This is a genomic window from Burkholderia sp. B21-005 (assembly GCF_020843965.1).
In the GTDB taxonomy this organism is placed as follows: domain Bacteria; phylum Pseudomonadota; class Gammaproteobacteria; order Burkholderiales; family Burkholderiaceae; genus Burkholderia; species Burkholderia ambifaria.
This window is the reverse complement of record NZ_CP086301.1, coordinates 1,400,256-1,418,734: the sequence shown is the minus strand read 5'-3', so window position 1 is coordinate 1,418,734 and position 18,479 is coordinate 1,400,256. Positions and strand designations below refer to the sequence as shown.

19 protein-coding genes are annotated in these 18,479 nt (G+C 67.8%); 7 read left to right on the top strand and 12 right to left on the bottom strand.

The genetic code is table 11. The features are described from left to right. Positions 1-23: 23 nt before the first annotated feature. Together LMA02_RS06625 and LMA02_RS06620 are read right to left on the bottom strand one after the other, a co-directional pair. Positions 24-572 carry an RBBP9/YdeN family alpha/beta hydrolase gene (locus LMA02_RS06625; RefSeq protein WP_228907361.1) on the bottom strand — a complete coding sequence of 183 codons (549 nt, stop codon included), beginning with the start codon at positions 570-572 and terminating at the stop codon, positions 24-26. Positions 573-734: 162 nt separating this feature from the next. Further along, complete coding sequence (locus tag LMA02_RS06620; protein ID WP_006497729.1) at positions 735-944, bottom strand: ornithine acetyltransferase; 210 nt, start codon at positions 942-944, stop codon at positions 735-737. A gap of 253 nt (positions 945-1,197) precedes the next feature. On the opposite strand from LMA02_RS06620, the gene LMA02_RS06615 reads away from it, so the two are divergent. Then, on the top strand, positions 1,198-2,907 hold the full coding sequence (locus LMA02_RS06615; RefSeq protein WP_228907360.1) for a glutamine--tRNA ligase/YqeY domain fusion protein: 1,710 nt from the start codon (positions 1,198-1,200) through the stop codon (positions 2,905-2,907). A 149-nt stretch (positions 2,908-3,056) separates the two neighbouring features. Here LMA02_RS06615 and LMA02_RS06610 read toward each other — a convergent pair whose 3' ends face one another. From LMA02_RS06610 to LMA02_RS06600, 3 genes are all read right to left on the bottom strand, one after another. Continuing rightward, positions 3,057-3,527, bottom strand: a complete 471-nt coding sequence (locus LMA02_RS06610; protein WP_228907359.1) for an NUDIX hydrolase — start codon at positions 3,525-3,527, stop codon at positions 3,057-3,059. A 10-nt stretch (positions 3,528-3,537) separates the two neighbouring features. Continuing rightward, complete coding sequence (locus LMA02_RS06605; protein WP_228907358.1) at positions 3,538-3,924, bottom strand: hypothetical protein; 387 nt, start codon at positions 3,922-3,924, stop codon at positions 3,538-3,540. Between the two features lie 127 nt (positions 3,925-4,051). Beyond that, positions 4,052-5,401 carry a cytochrome-c peroxidase gene (locus tag LMA02_RS06600; RefSeq protein ID WP_228907357.1) on the bottom strand — a complete coding sequence of 450 codons (1,350 nt, stop codon included), beginning with the start codon at positions 5,399-5,401 and terminating at the stop codon, positions 4,052-4,054. A gap of 221 nt (positions 5,402-5,622) precedes the next feature. Here LMA02_RS06600 and LMA02_RS06595 point away from each other — a divergent pair, with 221 nt between their 5' ends. Beyond that, on the top strand, positions 5,623-7,209 hold the full coding sequence (locus LMA02_RS06595; RefSeq protein ID WP_228907356.1) for an acid phosphatase: 1,587 nt from the start codon (positions 5,623-5,625) through the stop codon (positions 7,207-7,209). A gap of 200 nt (positions 7,210-7,409) precedes the next feature. Here LMA02_RS06595 and LMA02_RS06590 read toward each other — a convergent pair whose 3' ends face one another. From LMA02_RS06590 to LMA02_RS06565, 6 genes are read right to left on the bottom strand one after another with little or no spacing between them, the layout of a single operon-like run. Beyond that, positions 7,410-8,954 carry an alginate export family protein gene (locus LMA02_RS06590; protein WP_228907355.1) on the bottom strand — a complete coding sequence of 515 codons (1,545 nt, stop codon included), beginning with the start codon at positions 8,952-8,954 and terminating at the stop codon, positions 7,410-7,412. Continuing rightward, on the bottom strand, positions 8,951-9,646 hold the full coding sequence (locus tag LMA02_RS06585; protein WP_228907354.1) for a YoaK family protein: 696 nt from the start codon (positions 9,644-9,646) through the stop codon (positions 8,951-8,953). The genes LMA02_RS06590 and LMA02_RS06585 overlap by 4 nt, the downstream gene beginning before the upstream one ends. Beyond that, positions 9,643-10,557 carry a VOC family protein gene (locus LMA02_RS06580; RefSeq protein ID WP_228907353.1) on the bottom strand — a complete coding sequence of 305 codons (915 nt, stop codon included), beginning with the start codon at positions 10,555-10,557 and terminating at the stop codon, positions 9,643-9,645. Before LMA02_RS06580 ends, LMA02_RS06585 begins: the two co-directional genes overlap by 4 nt. A 53-nt stretch (positions 10,558-10,610) precedes the next feature. Continuing rightward, positions 10,611-11,057: a DoxX family protein gene (locus LMA02_RS06575; protein ID WP_228907352.1), complete on the bottom strand. Its 447-nt coding sequence runs from the start codon at positions 11,055-11,057 to the stop codon at positions 10,611-10,613. 1 nt (position 11,058) lies between these two features. Beyond that, the gene (locus tag LMA02_RS06570; protein ID WP_228907351.1) at positions 11,059-12,951 is read right to left on the bottom strand and encodes an amidohydrolase; all 1,893 of its coding nucleotides are present in this window, start codon (positions 12,949-12,951) and stop codon (positions 11,059-11,061) included. Between the two features lie 19 nt (positions 12,952-12,970). After that, entirely contained in the window at positions 12,971-13,138 is a 168-nt protein-coding gene (locus tag LMA02_RS06565; protein WP_228907350.1) for a DUF1427 family protein, read from the bottom strand. 101 nt (positions 13,139-13,239) lie between these two features. On the opposite strand from LMA02_RS06565, the gene LMA02_RS06560 reads away from it, so the two are divergent. Next, a complete protein-coding gene (locus LMA02_RS06560) occupies positions 13,240-14,163 on the top strand; it encodes a LysR family transcriptional regulator (protein WP_228907349.1) in 924 nt (307 codons plus the stop codon). 87 nt (positions 14,164-14,250) lie between these two features. On the opposite strand, the gene LMA02_RS06555 is transcribed toward LMA02_RS06560, so the two are convergent. After that, positions 14,251-14,937 (bottom strand): hydrolase, encoded by a 687-nt coding sequence (locus tag LMA02_RS06555; protein ID WP_228907348.1) that lies wholly within the window; start codon positions 14,935-14,937, stop codon positions 14,251-14,253. Positions 14,938-15,212: 275 nt separating this feature from the next. On the opposite strand from LMA02_RS06555, the gene LMA02_RS06550 reads away from it, so the two are divergent. Genes LMA02_RS06550 through LMA02_RS06535 form a run of 4 tightly spaced genes read left to right on the top strand, consistent with a single transcriptional unit; the run spans position 15,213 to position 18,430 of the window. Further along, positions 15,213-15,473: a XapX domain-containing protein gene (locus LMA02_RS06550; protein ID WP_006755534.1), complete on the top strand. Its 261-nt coding sequence runs from the start codon at positions 15,213-15,215 to the stop codon at positions 15,471-15,473. Positions 15,474-15,498: 25 nt separating this feature from the next. After that, entirely contained in the window at positions 15,499-17,079 is a 1,581-nt protein-coding gene (locus LMA02_RS06545; protein ID WP_228907347.1) for a cation:proton antiporter, read from the top strand. A gap of 49 nt (positions 17,080-17,128) precedes the next feature. After that, entirely contained in the window at positions 17,129-17,521 is a 393-nt protein-coding gene (locus tag LMA02_RS06540) for an OsmC family protein (RefSeq protein ID WP_006755536.1), read from the top strand. Positions 17,522-17,545: 24 nt separating this feature from the next. Further along, positions 17,546-18,430: a pirin family protein gene (locus LMA02_RS06535; RefSeq protein WP_228907346.1), complete on the top strand. Its 885-nt coding sequence runs from the start codon at positions 17,546-17,548 to the stop codon at positions 18,428-18,430. Positions 18,431-18,479: the final 49 nt, after the last annotated feature.

The following is an 18,479-nucleotide window of genomic DNA, read 5'->3' as shown; positions in this document are numbered from 1 at the left end:
GCCAATGGCCAGTGAATCGATGGCTAACGCGCGAGCGCGTCGAGCCAGCCGCGTGCGTCGGGCCAGTCGCCGAGCCCGCTGTCCGCGTTGAGGTGGCCGCGCGGGCCGAGATCATGGAAGGCGCTGCCCCACGCGTGCGCGCAGCCGCGCGCGAACGCGAGCGAGCCGTACGAATCGTCGCTGCTCGCGGCCACGCAGGTCGGAAACGGCAGCCGTTCGTGCGGCACCGGCCCGAAGCCGTGCGCGTCGGCCGGAAACCCGGGCCCGGCCGGATCGGGCAGCGCGACAAGGAGCGCGCCGCGCACCTTCGCGAGCGCGGCCGGCCGCGCGTAGCGGGTCGCCCACCATGCGGTGGTCAGCGTGCCGAGGCTATGCGCGGCGATCAACACCGGGCCCGGCGCGGCCTCGACCGCGCGATCGAGCGCGAGACACCAGCCGTTGCGGAACGCACGGTCCCAGTCGGGCATCGCGATGCGCACGAAACGCGCGTCGGCGCGCTCCCAGCGGCTTTGCCAGTGGAACGGACCGGAGTTGCCGTAGCCCGGCAGCACGAAAACGGGAGAGTCGCTCATGGAGGATTCGTCGACGAATGAAGTCGTTATGTGATGTCGACGAAGTGTCGCACACCCGTTCCTCCCTGATGTTGCCTGTCGAATCGCGGAAGGGATGTGCGAGGTCGTGACGCGCGGCGAACGCCGTCACGACCGGCCGGCGCGCATGCGCGCCGGCGTCGATCAGCGCACGCCGGCGCCGACCAGGCCGCCTGCCGCCGCGCCGGCAACCGTGCCGACCGGGCCGCCCGTGATCAGGTAGCCGAGCGCGCCGCCCGCGGCCGCGCCGATCCCGGCGTTACGTTGCGTATGCGTCATCGCGCATGCGCCGAGTTGCGACAGGGCCGCGACGATTACCGCGGTACGAACGAGAAAAGTGGTCTTCTTCATCATGGATTATTGGCTTCCTCCCGCCAGCAAAAAGGCCCGCCGGCGGCATTGACTCGGTGAAGCCATCATAGGAAAAGCCGAACGCGCCGGGCAAACCGATTTACGTCGTGTTACAGCCGACACATTATCGAGATATTGCAGTACGCAGCGCGAACCGGGCCTTGCGGCGCCGCAACCCGCGCGGGACGGACCCCGCTCAGGTAGAATTACAGGATTAAACCGGCGCGACGCGCCGACACAACCTGACGCCAACCGCATGAGCACCGAACGTAACGACGCCCCCGCGGCTTCCAACTTCATCCGCAACATCATCGACGACGACAACCGCACCGGCAAATGGGGCGGCCGCGTCGAAACGCGCTTCCCGCCCGAGCCGAACGGCTATCTGCACATCGGCCATGCGAAGAGCATCTGCCTGAACTTCAGCGTCGCGCGCGACTACGGCGGCGTGTGCCACCTGCGCTTCGACGACACGAATCCGGAAAAGGAAAGCGTCGAGTACGTCGACTCGATCGTCGACGCGGTGCGCTGGCTCGGCTTCGACTGGCGCAAGGATGCGGTCGATCACCAGTATTTCGCGAGCGACTACTACGACAAGCTGTACGAATTCGCCGAGCTGCTGATCCAGCGCGGCAAGGCGTACGTCGACAGCCAGAGCGCCGACGAAATGCGCGCGAACCGCGGCTCGCTGACCGAAGGCGGCAAGCCGTCGCCGTACCGCGATCGTTCGCCCGAGGACAACCTCGACCTGTTCCGCCGGATGAAGGCCGGCGAGTTCAAGGAAGGCGAGCACGTGCTGCGCGCGAAGATCGACATGGCGTCGCCGAACATGAACATGCGCGACCCGGTGATCTACCGGATCCGCTACGCGCACCACTACCGCACCGGCGACGCATGGTGCGTGTATCCGATGTACGACTACACGCACTGCATCTCGGATGCGCTCGAGGGCATCACGCACTCGCTGTGCACGCTCGAGTTCGAGGATCACCGCCCGCTGTACGACTGGGTGCTGAACGAACTCGCGGATGCCGGCATGTTCACGCGTCCGCTGCCGCAACAGATCGAATTCTCGCGCCTGAACCTCACGTACGCGATCACCAGCAAGCGCAAGCTGCTGCAGCTCGTCACCGAAGGTCACGTCGAAGGCTGGGACGATCCGCGCATGCCGACGATCGTCGGGATCCGCCGCCGCGGCTTCACGCCGGAGAGCATCCACCTGTTCTGCGAGCGGATCGGCGTGACGAAGGTCGATTCGTGGATCGACATGAGCGTGTTCGAAGGCGCGCTGCGCGACGATCTCGACGACAAGGCGCCGCGCTCGGTCGCCGTGCTCGATCCGCTGAAGCTCGTGATCGACAACTATCCGGAAGACCTCGAGGAAGCGTGCACGGCCCCCGTGCATCCGCATCATCCGGAGCGCGGCGTGCGAACGTTCCCGATCTCGCGCGAGCTGTGGATCGAACGCGAGGACTTCGTCGAGAACCCGCCGAAAGGCTATTTCCGCCTGTTCCCGGGCAACAAGGTGCGCCTGCGCTACGGCTACGTGATCGAGTGCACGGGCTTCGACAAGGACGCCAACGGCAACGTGACGGCCGTGCACTGCAACTACTTCCCGGACAGCAAGTCGGGCACGGAAGGCGCGAACACGTACAAGGTCAAGGGCAACATCCACTGGGTCAGCGCGAAGCATGCGCAGCCGGCCGAAGTGCGGATCTACGACCGGCTGTTCAAGGAGCCGCACCCGGACGCGGGCGGCGCGAACTTCCTCGAGGCACTGAACCCCGATTCGAAGAAGATCACGCAGGCCTACGTCGAACCGGGCGCCGGCGATGTCGCGCCGGAAACGCGCTTGCAGTTCGAGCGTCACGGCTATTTCGTTGCCGACCGCGTCGATTCGAAACCGGGCAAGCCCGTGTTCAACCGGATCGTCGGGCTGCGCGACAGCTGGGGCAAGCCGGCCTGACGGCCTGCGGCGCGCGCGGCGTGCGACGTCGAGCCGACGTCGCGCGACGATGAAAAAAAACCGACCCTCGGGGTCGGTTTTTTATTGCGTGCGCGCCATTCGTGCCATTCGTGCCATTCGTGCCATCCGCGACATCGAAGCCGCAGCGCTCACGCGCCCGTCAACCGCCGATGCAGGTCCGCGAGCGACAGCGTCGTGCGAAACAGCCGCGCGAGGCTGCGGCTCGCATACGTATCGACGTCGCCGGGCGCGGTCCAGCGATACGCGTCCATCTCGGGAATCAGCGAGCCGTCGCGACGGCTCGGGAACAGCGACGTGCACGTGCAGTGCGCGGGATCGATCTCGTCGTCGGCGACCTGCACCGCGAACAGGTGCAGGTCCTTGTCGTGACGGTACGCGAAGCGGCCGAGATCGACGAGGCGCGCCGGCGCGAACTCGATGCCGGTTTCCTCGCGCAGCTCCCGCAGCGCCGCGTCGACCGGCGACTCGCCGGGCTCGCCCTGCCCCTTCGGGATATCCCAGTGCGTGGTATCCGTCGCATGCGCGAGGAATACGCGGCCGGCCCTGTCGAGAATCACGACGCCGCACGATACCGTGCGCGGCGCACTGCTACGCTTCATCGCACCACGCTCAGCGTTTCTGCAGTTGCCACTTGCCCGCGGCGGTCTTGCAGAAGACCGGCTTGAGCGTCATCGACTGGCCCTTCGCGGTGATTTCGGTCGCGATTTCGCGGCAGGTCTTGCCGTCGGTTTCGGACGTCGACGGCGTGAGCTTCGCATCGATCTGCGTGCCGCGGCCGTTGCTCTGCCACGTCGTGGTCTCGCCGTCCTTGCCTTCGTCGCGCACCTGCGCGACGGCCTTGGTCAGCGACGCGCGGTCGGTCTTGCTGAAGTAGGTCAGCGGCGTGTCGCTCAGGAAGCCCAGGTTGCTTTGTGCGTGGGCGGGCAGCATCGCGGCTGCGCACGCGGCGCCGGCCAGCACGCGCGTGACGATGGAAAGGGATGCACGCATCGACATGTGTTGTTCTCCTTGGATGTTCGATCGAACGGCGTGGCGCGCGGCCGGCGAACCGGGGGCCGGCCATCCGGCACGCGCCACGCCCGTCAGCGAGCGAGCATAGCATGCGTGCCGCAAGGAACGCCTTCTAGCGCGCAGCCGACGCGGCCACCGGTTGATATCCGTCAGTCAGCGTGTTCAGGAACGCGATCACGTCCTTGATCTCGGCCGCGTTCAGCGCGGGCGCATCGCCGCGCTTGCGGTCGAACGGCGGCTCGCGGTTGATGTTCGGCCAGTAGCGCTTCGGCAAATCGTCGTACACCTGCACCTTGCCGTGCACGACCGGATAGAACTTCTCCGGATGGATGTCGCGCTCGACGTAGAAGCGCATCACGTCCTCGAGCGAGTGGTACACGCCGTTGTGGAAGAACGTCTTGCGCAGCGCGACGTTGCGCAGCGACGGCGTGCGGAACAGTCCGCAGAATTCGTCGCGGCCCTTCAGGTCGGTGCGCTCGGGGCCGCACGCGCCGAGATCGTGGAAGCGCGGATCGCGATTGACCGGCAGCGCGCGGTTGCGCGGCACCGCGATCGCGATCAGACCGAAATCGCTGAACTGCGGCGGACCGCCTTCGAGCGTGCGCTGGCTCACGTGGCAACTCGCGCAGTTGCCCTTCTTCTCGTCGTTGAACAGCTGCAGCCCGTGCAGCTCCGCAGGCGTGAGCTGCGCGTGGCCGGCGAGATACGCGTCGTACTTGCTCGTGTACGGATCGAACAGCGCCGGCTGCTGCTGGAATGCGTCGAGCGCGCGCAGCACCGCGCCGAAGGTCGCCTGGTCGTCGGCGAGGACCCGGTCGCCGAACGCGTGGCGGAACGCACCGGCATAGGGTGCGGCGCGAACTGCCTTCGCAACCCGCGCCGGCGAGCTGCTCATCTCGAATGGCGACGTGAGGGGAATGCGCGCCTGCGCATCGCGCGTGTCGACGCGGCCATCCCAGGTCAGCCCACCGGTCGGACCCGCGTCGATGCTTTCGTCTCCTTCGTCCGGTGAATCGTGGAAGTGCTCGCTGAACGGAGGAATGCCGCGCAGGTACTTCAGCGACGGCACCGCGCGAAAGCCCGTGCGGTGCATGTCGTCGCCGCCGAGTTGCACCGACAGCGCGTTCGGCGGCCCGAACGCATGCTCGGCGCTATGGCACGACGCGCACGCGAGCTTGCCGGACCCCGACAGCGACGGATCGAAGAACAACTGCTTGCCGAGTGCCGTCATCTGCTTGACGCCCTCGAATACCTGCGCGCGCGTTTGCGGCTGGCTGGCCGGCGCGACCGCCGGAGCGGCCGGAGCAGCCTGTGCCGCCGGGACGACGGCCACGGCCGGCGCATTCGCTCCGGGCCGCGCATCGCAACCGGCGAGCGCCGCGAATCCCGCAATGAGTGTCAGCGTTGCCGCGGCAGCGATCAGCGATCGCGCGGACGCGACGGGTTTCAGAAGGGTGTGCATCGTCGTTCTTCTTGTAGCGGTGGGCAATCGGCCGGAGCTTATGTCAGTTCCGTGACTGTTACATGACGTTCGACCGACAGTTAATCGAAAGCACCCCTACACCTGCCTGTCAAATCGATTCCAGATAATGCGCGCAGCCGGCCGATGCCTCGAAGATCGTGCGCCGGCCCTGCGCCAACCCGGTTCCCACACGCGACAAACGACGAAAGAGAGAACATCGCATGAAGAAGCACGCCTGGATTCGCTACACGCCGATCGCCCTCGCGGCCGCGCTCAGCCTGACCGCCTGCGGCGGCGACGATGTCACGCAGCAAGGCCTGTCGGCCGTCAAGAACGTCGTCGTCATCTATGCGGAAAACCGCAGCTTCGACAACCTGTACGGCAACTTCCCGGGTGCGAACGGTCTGCAGAACGCGACGGCCGCGAACTCGGTGCAGAAGGATCGCGACGGTTCGACGATGGCGACGCTGCCGAAGATCTGGGGCGGCCTGACCGCGACCGGCATCACGCCGGCCGTCACCGAGGCGATGACGGCGAACCTGCCGAACGCGCCGTTCGCGATCGACGATCCGAACGGCTTCAACCAGTCGATGAGCATCGCGACGCGCGACATCGTGCACCGCTTCTACCAGGACCAGATGCAGATCGACGGCGGCAAGAACGACATGTATGCCGCATGGACCGATGCGGGCGGCCTGACGATGGGCCACTACACGGCGGATCCGTCGAAGCTGCCGCTGTGGAAGATCGCGCAGCAGTACGTGCTGGCCGACAACTTCTTCATGGGCGCGTTCGGCGGCTCGTTCCTGAACCACCAGTACCTGATCTGTGCGTGCGCGCCGTTCTACGCGAACGCCGACAAGAGTCCGGCGGCCGGCAAGATCGCAGTCCTGAACGCCGACGGCAAGTCGCTGAAGGTCGCCACGAACTCGCCGGCCTCCGCACTGAGCGGCCCGCCGAAGTTCGTCAACGACGGCGCGCTGACGCCTGACTTCTATGGCGTCAACACGATGCAGCCGGCGTACCAGCCGAGCGGCAACAAGGCCGCCACGGGCGGCGATCCGCTGCTCGCCGATCCGGCCAATGCGTCGACGATGCCGCCGCAGACGGCGACCAACATCGGCGACCTGATGACCAACGCGGGGGTCTCGTGGGCATGGTATGGCGGCGCATGGGGCCAGGCGCTGCAGGCGAGCCAGAACGGCACGTCGAACGTGATCTACGGCGCCGATCTGTCGACGCCGAACTTCCAGCCGCACCATCAGCCGTTCAACTACTTCGCGAACCAAGCGCCGGGCACCGCGAGCCGCGCGCAGCACCTGCTCGACGGCGGCGCGAACGGTGCCGAGTTCATCAAGGCGATCGACGCGGGCACGCTGCCGCAGGTTGCGTTCTACAAGCCGCAGGGCAACCTGAACGAACACCCTGGCTACACGGACGTCACCTCCGGCGATCAGCACATCGCCGACGTGATCGCGCACCTGCAGGCAAGCCCGCAGTGGAAGAACATGGTCGTCGTCGTCACGTACGACGAGAACGGCGGCTTCTGGGATCATGCCACGCCGCCGACCGCCGATCGCTGGGGCCCGGGCACCCGCATTCCGGCGCTGATCGTGTCGCCGTATGCGAAGAAGGGCTTCGTGGACCACACGCAGTACGACACGGGTTCGATCCTGCGCTTCATCACGCGCCGCTTCTCGCTGCCGCGCCTCGCAGGCCTGCAGCAGCGCGACGACGCGCTGAAGACGAACGGCGCGCAGCCGATGGGCGACCTGACGAACGCGCTCGCGCTGTCGCCGAACCTGTAACGGCATCACCGCGAACGGGCCGGCCGCGCTGCCGGCCCGAACGAAGGGCGACCCTGCTCACGCGGGGTCGCCCTTTTTCATGCGTCGCCTGCTCGTGCGCGCGCGAGGCCGGCATCATCGAGCGCGAGCGCCAGCATCATCGCGCCCGCATTCGGCGGCGGCGGCCGCCCGCTCGGGCGGAACCGCGTGGCCGCCGCGCGCTACCACCCATACTTCAGTTCGACGCCGACGTAGTCCGCGTTGTGCCCGCCCGCCTGCCGGATCGCGTCGCCGACCTGGAAATGCACGGCCTCGACCGCGCCGATCAGGTTCGCGGCGATCGTCCAGTCCGCGCGCAGCTGCACGTACATCCCCGTCCACAGGCCGCCCTTGCCCGCGGTGCCAGGCACCGCGACGTTCGCCTGCTGATAGACGGCGTCGCCGGCCGTCTCGCGCCACTGGAAACCGAGCGCGCCGAGCAGCGACAGGTTCGGTGCCGGCTTCAGCGTCACCGACGGCTTCACGTGGATCAGGTTCGAGTAGCCCGTGAAGCCGGCCAGCGTGAAGTAATAGCCGTTCGGAAACAGCGGATTGAAGGTGCCGACGCGGCCGTCGTGCGGATGCCGGTCGCCCGATGCCGCGTCGACCTGCAGCGCGATGCGCGGCGACCACGGCGCGTCGAGCCGGTAGCCGGCAATCGAGCCGACGGCCCATGCGCCGATCGTGTTGCTGCCGACCGTCCCGGTCTGCAGCATCGTCTCGAGATCCCAGTCGAAACGGCCCTGCGTGCCCGAGTAGCGCAGGTCCCACACGTCGCGATGCTCGGGGCCGCTCGCATCGAGAAAGCGCGCGTTCTTGCGGTTGTACCGCGACCAGTAGCCGGACAGGTCGCCCGGCCCGACCGACTGCCGCTCGAAGCGCACGCCGCTGAACGTGAGATTGCGATTGGACACGTCGTCGAAATCGGATGCGTTGCGGTTCTGTACCGGCTGCGTCGCATAGCCGATGAAGCGCCACTTCCCGTATTCGTAATCGGCCCAGACCGCATCGAACGCCTGCCGCACGTTCGGGCCGTCGCGCGCGGCGATGAAGCGCTGCAAGTCGAACGCCATCTCCTGCCGGCCGACGCGGAACTTGAGCGTGCCGCCGCCGAGCGCGCCCGTGTAGGTCGCGAACGCCTGCTCGAGATCGAGCGGGTTCCGGTCGACCGGCGACACCGTGTTCTTGCCGAACGCGCGCGCATCCTGCAATTGCGCGAAGAACTGCCAGTGCTGGCCGAGATGCGCATCGGCATGCACTTCGACGCGCTGGATCAGGTACGTATCCGATTGCGCGGAGCCGATCCCGAACAGCGGCGCGTCGTTGATCTCCAGCCGCTCGCGCAGGTTCACGCCGAGCGAAAGATAGGATGCCGGATCATTGCCGAGCGCAATGTATTTCAGCCCGTCGAGCGGCGCGCGCGGCACGCATGGATTCGCGAGCACCGACCAGTCTTCCTGCCAGCGGTTGAACAGCACCGTCGGCCGCTTGGCCGTGCAGGTCGATGCAGTGGTCGCCGCGGGTGTCGTTGCCGATGTAGAAACCGATGACGCAGCCGAAGCCGGCGCCGGTTCTTGCGCCGGCGTCGAAGTCGATGCCGCCGCCGTCTCCGCGAACGCCGCGTCGGCGCCCGCGACCAACAGCCCCGCGACGATCGACAGGCGTGCGGCCCGCGCGAAGCGGCGGCCGTGATGTGTCCGTCGTCTGCCCGGCCTCCGCGCGATCATGCGCGCTCCTGCGTGGCCGGCGCGGCCGCTTGGGCCGAACCCAGCGCAAGCATCGCCAGCGCGCAGACAGGCGCGAGCAGCGCCGCAAAGCCGACGTAATGGAACCCGAGCGCACCGCCGGCCGCACCGAGCGCGAACGCGACGATCGCCGGCAGCATCTTGCCGAAGCGTGCGCGTGCCGCCGTTCGGGCGCTATCCGTCGTGCCGGCCGACAGCAGGTCGACGACGTCGAGGATCGCCTGCGTGACGTTGCCCGTCATCACGGTGTTCGGCACGCCGGCGCGCGCCATCACGCGCGGATGCGCGTTCTGCACGCCCATCGCGAACGTGCCGACGATGCCGGCCACCAGCACCGGCAGGCTGTCGGATTGCGTGACGGGCGTCGCCCACAGGCCGGCCGCGCAGAAGCCGAGCAGCAGCACGGCCTGGACCGTGTGCAGCGCGCGCGTGCCCTGCCAGCCGGGCCGCCCGGACATCGATCGCGCGATCAGGCTCGCCGCGACGACGCCGCACACGAACGCGGGAAACACGCTGAGCTTCAGCACCACGCCCTGGCCGAAGCCCGCGATGCCCGCGCCGATCAGCACGAAGTTGCCCGTCACGTGTGCGGTGAACAGCCCGAACAGCGCGACGAAGCTCAGCGTGTCGACGAAGCCGGCCACCGCGGCAAGGATCGTGTCCTCGTGCTTCATCGCGCCGCGCTCGCGTGGATCTCGGCGACGTAGCCGCCCGGGAACTGCACGAGCGCCGCGTCGCGGCCATCGGACGAGAACGGCGGCACGAGCACGGTCACGCCCGCGGCTTCGGCCTTCTTCAGCGTGGCGGCGAGGTCAGGCACTTCGTAGCCCGTCATCTCGCGCCCGAACGGGTACGGCAGACTGCCGTCCGTCACGAGCACGGTCATCTTGCCGAAGCCCGATTCGATGCGGATGCGGCGGTACGTGTCGTTCGGGCGACCGATCTCGACGCCCGGCGCCTTCAGGTTGTCGGACACCACCTTGCCCTTGGAGAACTTGACGAAATCGTGCACGAACTTGCGCACGCTTTGCGGCGACACGTAGACGCGATTCTCGGGAATGGTCTGCAACGCGTCGTAGTGCGGCGCCTGGGTATGCCAGTAGAGCTGCATCTTCACACCGCCCGTCCACGCGATGATCGCATCGCGGCCGATCGGATCCGGGAACGTGTCGACGATCACGTCGGCACCGTGCTCGCGGGCCAACTTCACGGCGACGTCCATGTCGGTCACGAGATAGCCGGTACGCTCGGCACAGAACGGATACGGGATCGGCGTCTTGAAGCCGAACACCGAGATCGTCCCGACCGGCGTCAGCACGAGCTGCGACATCGTCTGGCTCGGCGTCGGCGTGACCTGGAACACGCCCTGCTTCGACTTGGTGCCGCCGAACGTCGCGACGACGCTGTCGGTGAAGCGGTCGAAGTCGTCGGGTGCCACGCACACGTGCGTCGTGTCGTACTGCGGACCAACGGCCACCGTTGGCGTAGCCGCGGGCGGCACGGGCGGTTTCGCGAACGCGGCGGGCGCGGCGACGAGACCGCAGGCAATCGTCAGCGCCAGCAGCGCGGAACGAAGGGTTTTCATAACGGAAGTCCTTGTTGTTTCATCAGAGGATGGATCGGCTCGGGCAATCCCGGTCATCCGCGGCCATCGTCGGCCGGTTGCCGCGCATCGTCGAGGACGGTCGCGAGCACGAGCGCCGCGATCAGCCCAAGATGCTCGAAAAAGCTGTTCAGCGCCATGAAATGTTCGGCGCCCGAGCGGTTCCAGAAATCGTTCGCCACGACCATCGCGACCAGCGTCAGCATACCGAGGCTGCTCGCGCCGAGCCACGTGAAGCGGCGAAACACCACGCACAGCGAGCCGCCGATCTCGACCGCAATCGCCAACGCCGCCCACAGCGCGGCCGGGTGCAGGCCGAAATGCGCCTGCTCCGCGACCGCATCGCCGAAGTGCATCGCCTTGTTCACCCCGCCGATCAGGAACGCGGAAACGAGCGCGAGCCGGACCAGCGATCCGACCCACGCCTGCGACAGGAGCGCGCGAATCCACCCGGGGCTGCACCGGCCGGTCAGGGTCGCCATGTCAGACCGCCCAGCACGAACAGCCGAACGCGCCCCAGAAGCCCTTCGCGTCCGACGTCGGCAACGTGCGGCCCCACGCGCTCGCATGCGCATGGCCGTGCATGCCGCAGGCGGTCGAACAACCGCACGCGGCAGCGGCGGCCGCCGCACGCTGCAGCGGCGCACCCTCGCGCTGCGTCGCGCCCCAGCCGCCATAGCCGCCGTATGCACGCACCGGCGACCAGTCCGGCATCGCCGGCGGAATCGGCAAATCGTGCGACGCGAACGGCCCGGCACCCCACACGATGCGCCCGCCGACCACGGTCAGCAACGCCGTCGTGTCGACGATATCGTCCTCCGCGCACGTGAAGAAATCACGGTCGGGGACCATCAGGTCCGCCAGCTGACCGACCGCGATGCGGCCCTTCTTGCCCACTTCGTTCGAGAACCACGTCACGTACTCGGTCCACATGCGCAGCGCGGTTTCGCGATCGAGCAGGTTGCGCTGCGGATACAGGCGCATCCCGCCGACCGTCTTGCCCGTCACGAGCCATGCGAGCGACACCCACGGGTTGTACGACGCCACCCGTGTCGCGTCCGTGCCGGCCGACACCTTGATGCCCTTGGACAGCATCTTCGCGACCGGCGGCGTCGCCTCGGCCGCCTGCGCGCCATAACGCTCGACGAAGTACTCGCCCTGATACGCCATCCGGTGCTGCACCGCGATGCCGCCGCCAAGCGCCGCGATCCGGTCCATCGATCGCTCGGAGATCGTTTCCGCGTGATCGAAGAACCAGTTCAGCCCTTCAAGCGGGATGTCCTCGTTGACCTTCTCGAACACGTCGAGCGCGCGGCTGATCGTTTCTTCGTAGGTCGCATGCATGCGCCACGGCCAGCGGTTCTGCGCGAGCACGCGCACGACGCCTTCGAGATCGTCCTCCATCTGCGCGGGCAGATCCGGACGCGCGACGCGGAAGTCCTCGAAGTCGGCCGCGGAAAACACCAGCATCTCGCCCGCGCCGTTGTGGCGGAAGTAGTCGGTGCCGTCGTGATACTTGACGCTCTTCGTCCAGTTCACGAAGTCTTCCTTCTCCGCGTTCGGCTTCTGCGTGAACAGGTTGTACGCGATGCGGATGGTCATCTCGCCCTCGTCGTGCAGCTGGCGGATCACTTCGTAATCGTCGGGGTAGTTCTGCGAGCCGCCGCCCGCGTCGATCACGCCCGTCACGCCGAGCCGGTTCAGCTCGCGCATGAAGTGGCGCGTCGAGTTGTACTGGTACTCGAACGGCAGCTTCGGGCCCTTCGCGAGCGTCGCGTAGAGGATCGTCGCGTTCGGGTTCGCGAGCAGCAGGCCCGTCGGGTTGCCCGCGGCATCGCGCAGGATCGTGCCGCCCGGCGGCTCCGGCGTGTCCTTCGTATAACCGACGACGCGCAGCGCGGCCGCGTTCAGCAGCGCGCGATCGTACAGGTGCAGGATGAACACCGGCGTATCGGGCGCGGCCGCGTTGAGCTCCTCGATCGTCGGCAGGCGCTTCTCGGCAAACTGATGTTCGGTGAAGCCGCCGACCACGCGCACCCATTGCGGCGCGGGCGTGATCGCGACCTGCTGCCGGAGCATCTCCATCGCGACGGCGAGCGAGCGCACGCCGTCCCAGCGCAGCTCCATGTTGTAGTTCAGGCCGCCGCGAATCACGTGCGTATGGTTGTCGGTCAGGCCCGGCAGCACCGCGCGGCCGTCGAGGTCGACGACCTTGGTCGCGCGGCCCGCGAGCGGCATGACGTCCGCGTTGCTGCCGACCGCGACGAAGCGGCTGTCCTTGATCGCCACCGCGGCGGCGACGGGGTTCGCACGGTCGAGCGTCGTGATGCGCCCGTTGTGCAGGATCAGATCCGGTTGGGTATCGGTTGCGCTCATTAACATGTCCTCGAAACAGTCAGAAGCCGAGCCAGTGACGCACGGGCCCGATGGCCTGTGCGCCGACCAGCATGCCGGCAAGGCCGATCAGTGCGATCAGCGGCGGCGCCGGCGAGCGCACCTTGATCACGCTGTACACGACGCCGATCAGCATGCCCGCCGCCAACGACGATAGATAAGATTCCATAACGATTTTTCTCCCGACCGGATTAGAATGACCCGCATCGCGTCGGCCGCATGCTTCGCCGCCTTCGCTTCCACTTTGCTTTCCTGTCACCCTGTCCGGCCATGCAACACCTTCCTGATCTCGAAGCCTGGGCCATCTTTGCGCGCGTCGCGGAGACCGGTTCGTTCGCGAAAGCCGCGGAACTGCTCGGCATCTCGCAACCGACCGTGTCGAAGGCCATCGCGCGCCTCGAAAAGCGCCTCGGCGCGATGCTGCTGTACCGCACGTCGCGCAAACTGTCGCTCACACCGACCGGCGAACTGCTGCGCGACCGCGCGATCCGCCTGCTCGCCGATGCGGAACTGATCGAGAGCGAGGCCTCCGCGCAAGCGCTCGAACCGCACGGTCTCGTGCGCGTGAACGCGCCGATGTCGTTCGGGCTGCGCCATCTGTCGCCGCTGCTGCCCGCGTTCCTCGAGCGCTATCCGCGCGTCGACATCGACCTCGTGCTGACCGACCACATCGTCGACATCGTGTCCGGCGGGTTCGACGTCGCGATTCGTATCGCCGAGCTGAGCGATTCGTCGCTGCGCTCGCGCCGCCTGTGCGCGGTGCGCCGTCCGCTCGTCGCATCGCCCGCATATCTCGACCGGCATGGCCGTCCCACGCATCCGCGCGACATCGAACGGCACGTGTGCCTCACCTACACGAACCTGCCGACGCCCGAGCACTGGCGCTTTCGCAATCCGGCTTCGGGCGAGGATTTCGGCGTGTCCGTGCACGGACGCATCCGCACCAACAATGCCGACGTGATCGCCCCCGCGCTCCTCGCCGGTCACGGCCTCGCGCTGCAGCCCGAGTTCCTCGCGTGGGACGCGCTGCAGCGCGGCGAGCTCGAGGAAGTGATGCCCGAGTGGAAAATCGCCGACGTCAACGTCAACCTCGTCACGCCGCCCGGCATGCTGCGCGCCGCGCGCGTGACGGTGCTGCTCGATTTCCTCGCCGACCACTTCGCGCACGCGCCGTGGGCGTTGCCCGTGGCCTGAGCGAGCGGCGGCCTGGGAACGCTGAGGCCGCCCTGGCCGCCGGATGCGTCGATCGCATCGGCCGCGGCGAACGCGGCCGATCACTCGTTACTTCGCCGGAACGGCCGGAATCGACTCGTGCGGCGTCGCGGTGCGTTGCGGCGCCTTGTGGACCATCGTGTATGCGTAGTCGACGCCCATCCCGTACGCGCCCGAATGCTCCTTCGCGATCGCCATCACCGCGTCGTAGCTGTCGCGGCGCGCCCAGTCACGTTGCCATTCGAGCAGAACCTGCTGCCACGTGACCGGCACCACGCCGGCCTGCACCATGCGCTGCATCGCGACGTCGTGCGCTGCTTGCGACGTGCCGCCCGATGCGTCGGCGACCATGTAGATCTCGTAGTCGCCTTCGAGCATCGCGCACAGCGCGAACGTCGTGTTGCAGACTTCGGTCCACAGGCCCGACACGACCACCTTCTTGCGGCCGTTCGCGGCCAGTGCGTCGCGCACCTTCTGGTCGTCCCACGAGTTCATCGACGTGCGTTCGAGCGTCTTCTGGTTCGGGAACACGTCGAGCAGCTCGGGATAGGTATGCCCCGAGAAGCTGTCGCTTTCGACCGTCGTGATCGTGGTCGGGATGTTGAATACCTTCGCGGCCTTCGCCAGGCCCACGACGTTGTTCTTCAGCACCTGGCGATCGATCGACTGCACGCCGAACGCCATTTGCGGCTGCTGGTCGATGAAGATCAGCTGGCTGTTCTGGGGGGTGAGAACTTCAAGTTTCGGGTTGCTCATGGCGCATGGAGTCCTGTGAACGGAAAAAGGGAGGCCTGCCTCGGCCGTGAGAACGGGAGGAGCCAGAAATGCATCACGCCGGATCGTGACCCGGCGCGACGTATTTAATCCGCAAACGCTCGGCGTGACCACCCAAGAAACGGAATCGATGCGATTCCGGAAACAACGTGCGTTCGGGGCCCCTCGCTCTTTTTTTCTTCACGCAAACCCGCTACGCTTTCAAATCTTTGACGGCGCCGTTGCGGCGCCGCTCGGCCATCACCGGACGCTCCACCATGAAACCGTATGTCTTCTCGCTGCTCGCCGGCATCCTTGCCGGCGTCATCTACGGCGCGATCGGCGTGAACTCGCCCGCGCCGCCGATCATCGCGCTCACCGGCCTGCTCGGCATGCTGGCCGGCGAGCAGATCCTGCCCGTCGCGCGGCGCATGCTCGCCGGCCATCGGCTGAACGCCGCATGGCGCGACGCGAAGTGCGGCCAGCACATGTTCGGCCCGCTGCCGGGCGGCAGCACGAACGAACGCACGCCGTCCTGATGCCCGCTTTCCGCACGCACCGCGCATGAGCAACGTCGAGCTGTTCCATTACCTGCTGCTGTTGATCTGCGGCGCGGGCGCGCTCACGTGGCTCGCCGAACGGATCTCGATTCCGCCGGCCGTCGTGCTGCTGCTCGGCGGCTGCGTCGTGGCCGTTGCCGGCAAGCGCGTGCCCGACATGGACCCGGCGCTGCTGCTCGCGGCCGTGCTGCCGCCGCTCCTGATGTCGAGCGGCTTCTACACCGCGTGGAAGGAATTCCGGCAAGAGCTCGCGTCGATCGCATCGCTCGCGCTCGGCGCGGTGGTGTTCACGACGGTGGCGGTCGCGCTCGCCGTGCATGCGGCCAATCCGGCATTGCCGTGGGCCGCGTGCTTCACGCTCGGCGCGATCGTGTCGCCGCCCGATGCGGTCGCCGCGAAGGCGATCCTGCAGCGTCACCCGCTGCCCGCGCGGCTCGTCGCGGTGCTCGAAGGCGAAAGCCTCGTCAACGATGCGTCGGGCCTGCTGCTGTATCAGATGGCCGTGTCGGCCGCGCTCGCCGTCACCATCACGACCGCGAGCGCCACCGGCCTGTTCTTCTCGCTCACGCTGATCGGCATCGCGGTCGGTCTCGCGTGCGGCCATGCGATGTGCTGGGTGCTGCAGCGCCTGCGCGAGCCGATGCTCGGGATCGTCGTGACCTTCGCGATGGCGTGGGGCAGCTACGGGATCGCGGAAGCCGTGCACGGCTCCGGCGTGCTGTCAGTGGTGACCTGCGGCCTCGTGCTCGGCGTGCGCCAGCATCGCGTGTTCGACGCCGACCTGCGGATCAAGGCGAAGGCGACCTGGGAAGCGATCGTGTTCGTGCTCGACGCGCTCGTGTTCATCCTGATCGGCCTCGCGCTGCACGCGATCCTCGCGGGCGTGAACCACGAAGGCGCGGTGCTGATGGCCGGCCTGCGCGTCGCGTTGCCGGCGACGGCCGCCGCGATCGCCGCGCGCGTCGTGTGGGTGTTCGTCGCGATGTGGTTGCCGGGCCGTCTGCGCGCACGACGCGCGGGCCATCCGCCGTGGTCGTGGCGCGAGGCCGTCGTGCTCGGCTGGTCCGGCATGCGCGGCGTCGTGAGCCTCGCGGCCGCGATCGCGCTGCCGAGCGATTTCCCCGGCCGCGACCTGATCCTGTTCAGCACGTTCCTGCTGATCATCGCGACGCTGGTCGTGCAGGGCGGCACGCTCGCGCCGCTGATCCGCGTGCTGAAGCTGCGCCCGGCCGCGCGACGCACGATGTCCGAGCACGCGGTGCGCGCGCATACGTTCGGCGCGGCGCTCGCCGAGCTCGACGCACGCGAGCAGCGCGGCTCGGGCCTCGAACGCGCATCGCTCGACCGGCTGCTGACCGAATATCGCAGCCGCGTCGCGTTCAACGAAAGCGCGCATCGCGACGGCGCGGAACCGGCGGGCGTGCGCGCGCGGATGCTGCGCGTCGAGCTCGAGCTGGTCGGCGTGTCGCGCGACGCGCTGCTCGACCTGCACCGCGACGGGCGGGTCGACGACGCGGTGCTGCACCGCATAGAATCGGAGCTGGATTTCGAGGAACTGCGGCTGCAGCGTCTGCTCGAACCGTAATGCCGGGCCGGCTGCCGGCCCGCCTCCCCTTCCCCCACCTGGAATTTCAATGAGCGAACTGTCCGTCGAAGCGAGCATCGGCTCGGTCGATTACCTGGTCCATTTCACCGACGGCGTTCATCAATGGCGCGCCGACGAGCCGGCAGCGCTCGGCGGCGGCGACGCCGCGCCGACGCCCGTCGCGCTGCTGCTGTCGAGCCTCGGCGCATGCACCGCGATCACGCTGAAGATGTACGCGCAACGCAAGGGCTGGCCGCTCGCCGAAGTGCACGTGAAGCTCGCGCACGAATCGGGCAGCGCGGGCAGCACGATCGTGCGCCGCATCACGCTCGACGGCGACCTGTCCGACGAGCAGCGCGAGCGCCTGCTGCAGATCGCGAACGCATGCCCGGTGCACAAGATCCTCACGCATCCGATCGCGATCGACACGGCGATTGCCTGACCCACCGAACACGAGAGTCTCACCATGTCCGCATCGATCAAGACCGTACTCACGCCGCGCGAGAGCGACATCGGCAACCTCGTCGTGCGCCGCGTGCTGCCCGCGCGCGCCGCGCGCCTCGTCGGCCCGTTCATCTTCTTCGATGAAATGGGGCCGGCCGTGCTGCCGGCCGGCAGCGGCATCGACGTGCTGCCACATCCGCACATCGGCCTCGCGACCGTCACCTACCTGTTCGATGGCACGCTGATGCATCACGACAGCCTCGGTTTCAGGCAGAAGATCGTGCCCGGCGACGTGAACTGGATGACGGCCGGGCGCGGTATCGTCCACTCGGAGCGTTCGCCCGACGAGGATCGGCCGCTCGAGCAGCCCGTGCATGGAATCCAGACCTGGGTCGCGCTGCCGGTCGAGCACGAGGACACGGCGCCCGCGTTCGCGCATCACGCGGCCGACACGCTGCCGTCGTTCACGCGCGACGGCGCGAGCGTGCGCGTGATCGCGGGCACCGCGTTCGGGCTCACGTCGCCGGTCGCCGTGTTCTCGCCGACGCTCTATGCGTATGCGGAATTCGCGTCGAACGGCCGGCTTGCGCTCGACGCGGAACACGACGAGCGCGGCGTGTATCTCGTCGACGGCGACCTCACGATCGACGGCACGCCGCTCGCCCCCGCGACGATGGCCGTGCTGGAACCGGGCGCGACCGTGGCGCTCGCGAGCGCGAACGGCGCGCGCGTAATGCTGCTCGGCGGGGCGCACCTGCCGGGCGAGCGGTTCATCGAATGGAATTTCGTGTCGAGCGAGCGCGCGAAGATCGAGGCGGCCCGCAACGCGTGGGCTGAGCAGACCTTCGGCAAGGTGCCAGGCGAGGAAAACGAGTGGACGCGCCAGCCGGCGCGCAAGGCGCAGTAAGCCGGCATCGGTCGGTCCATCCACACACGGCGGCCGGCATTCACGCCGG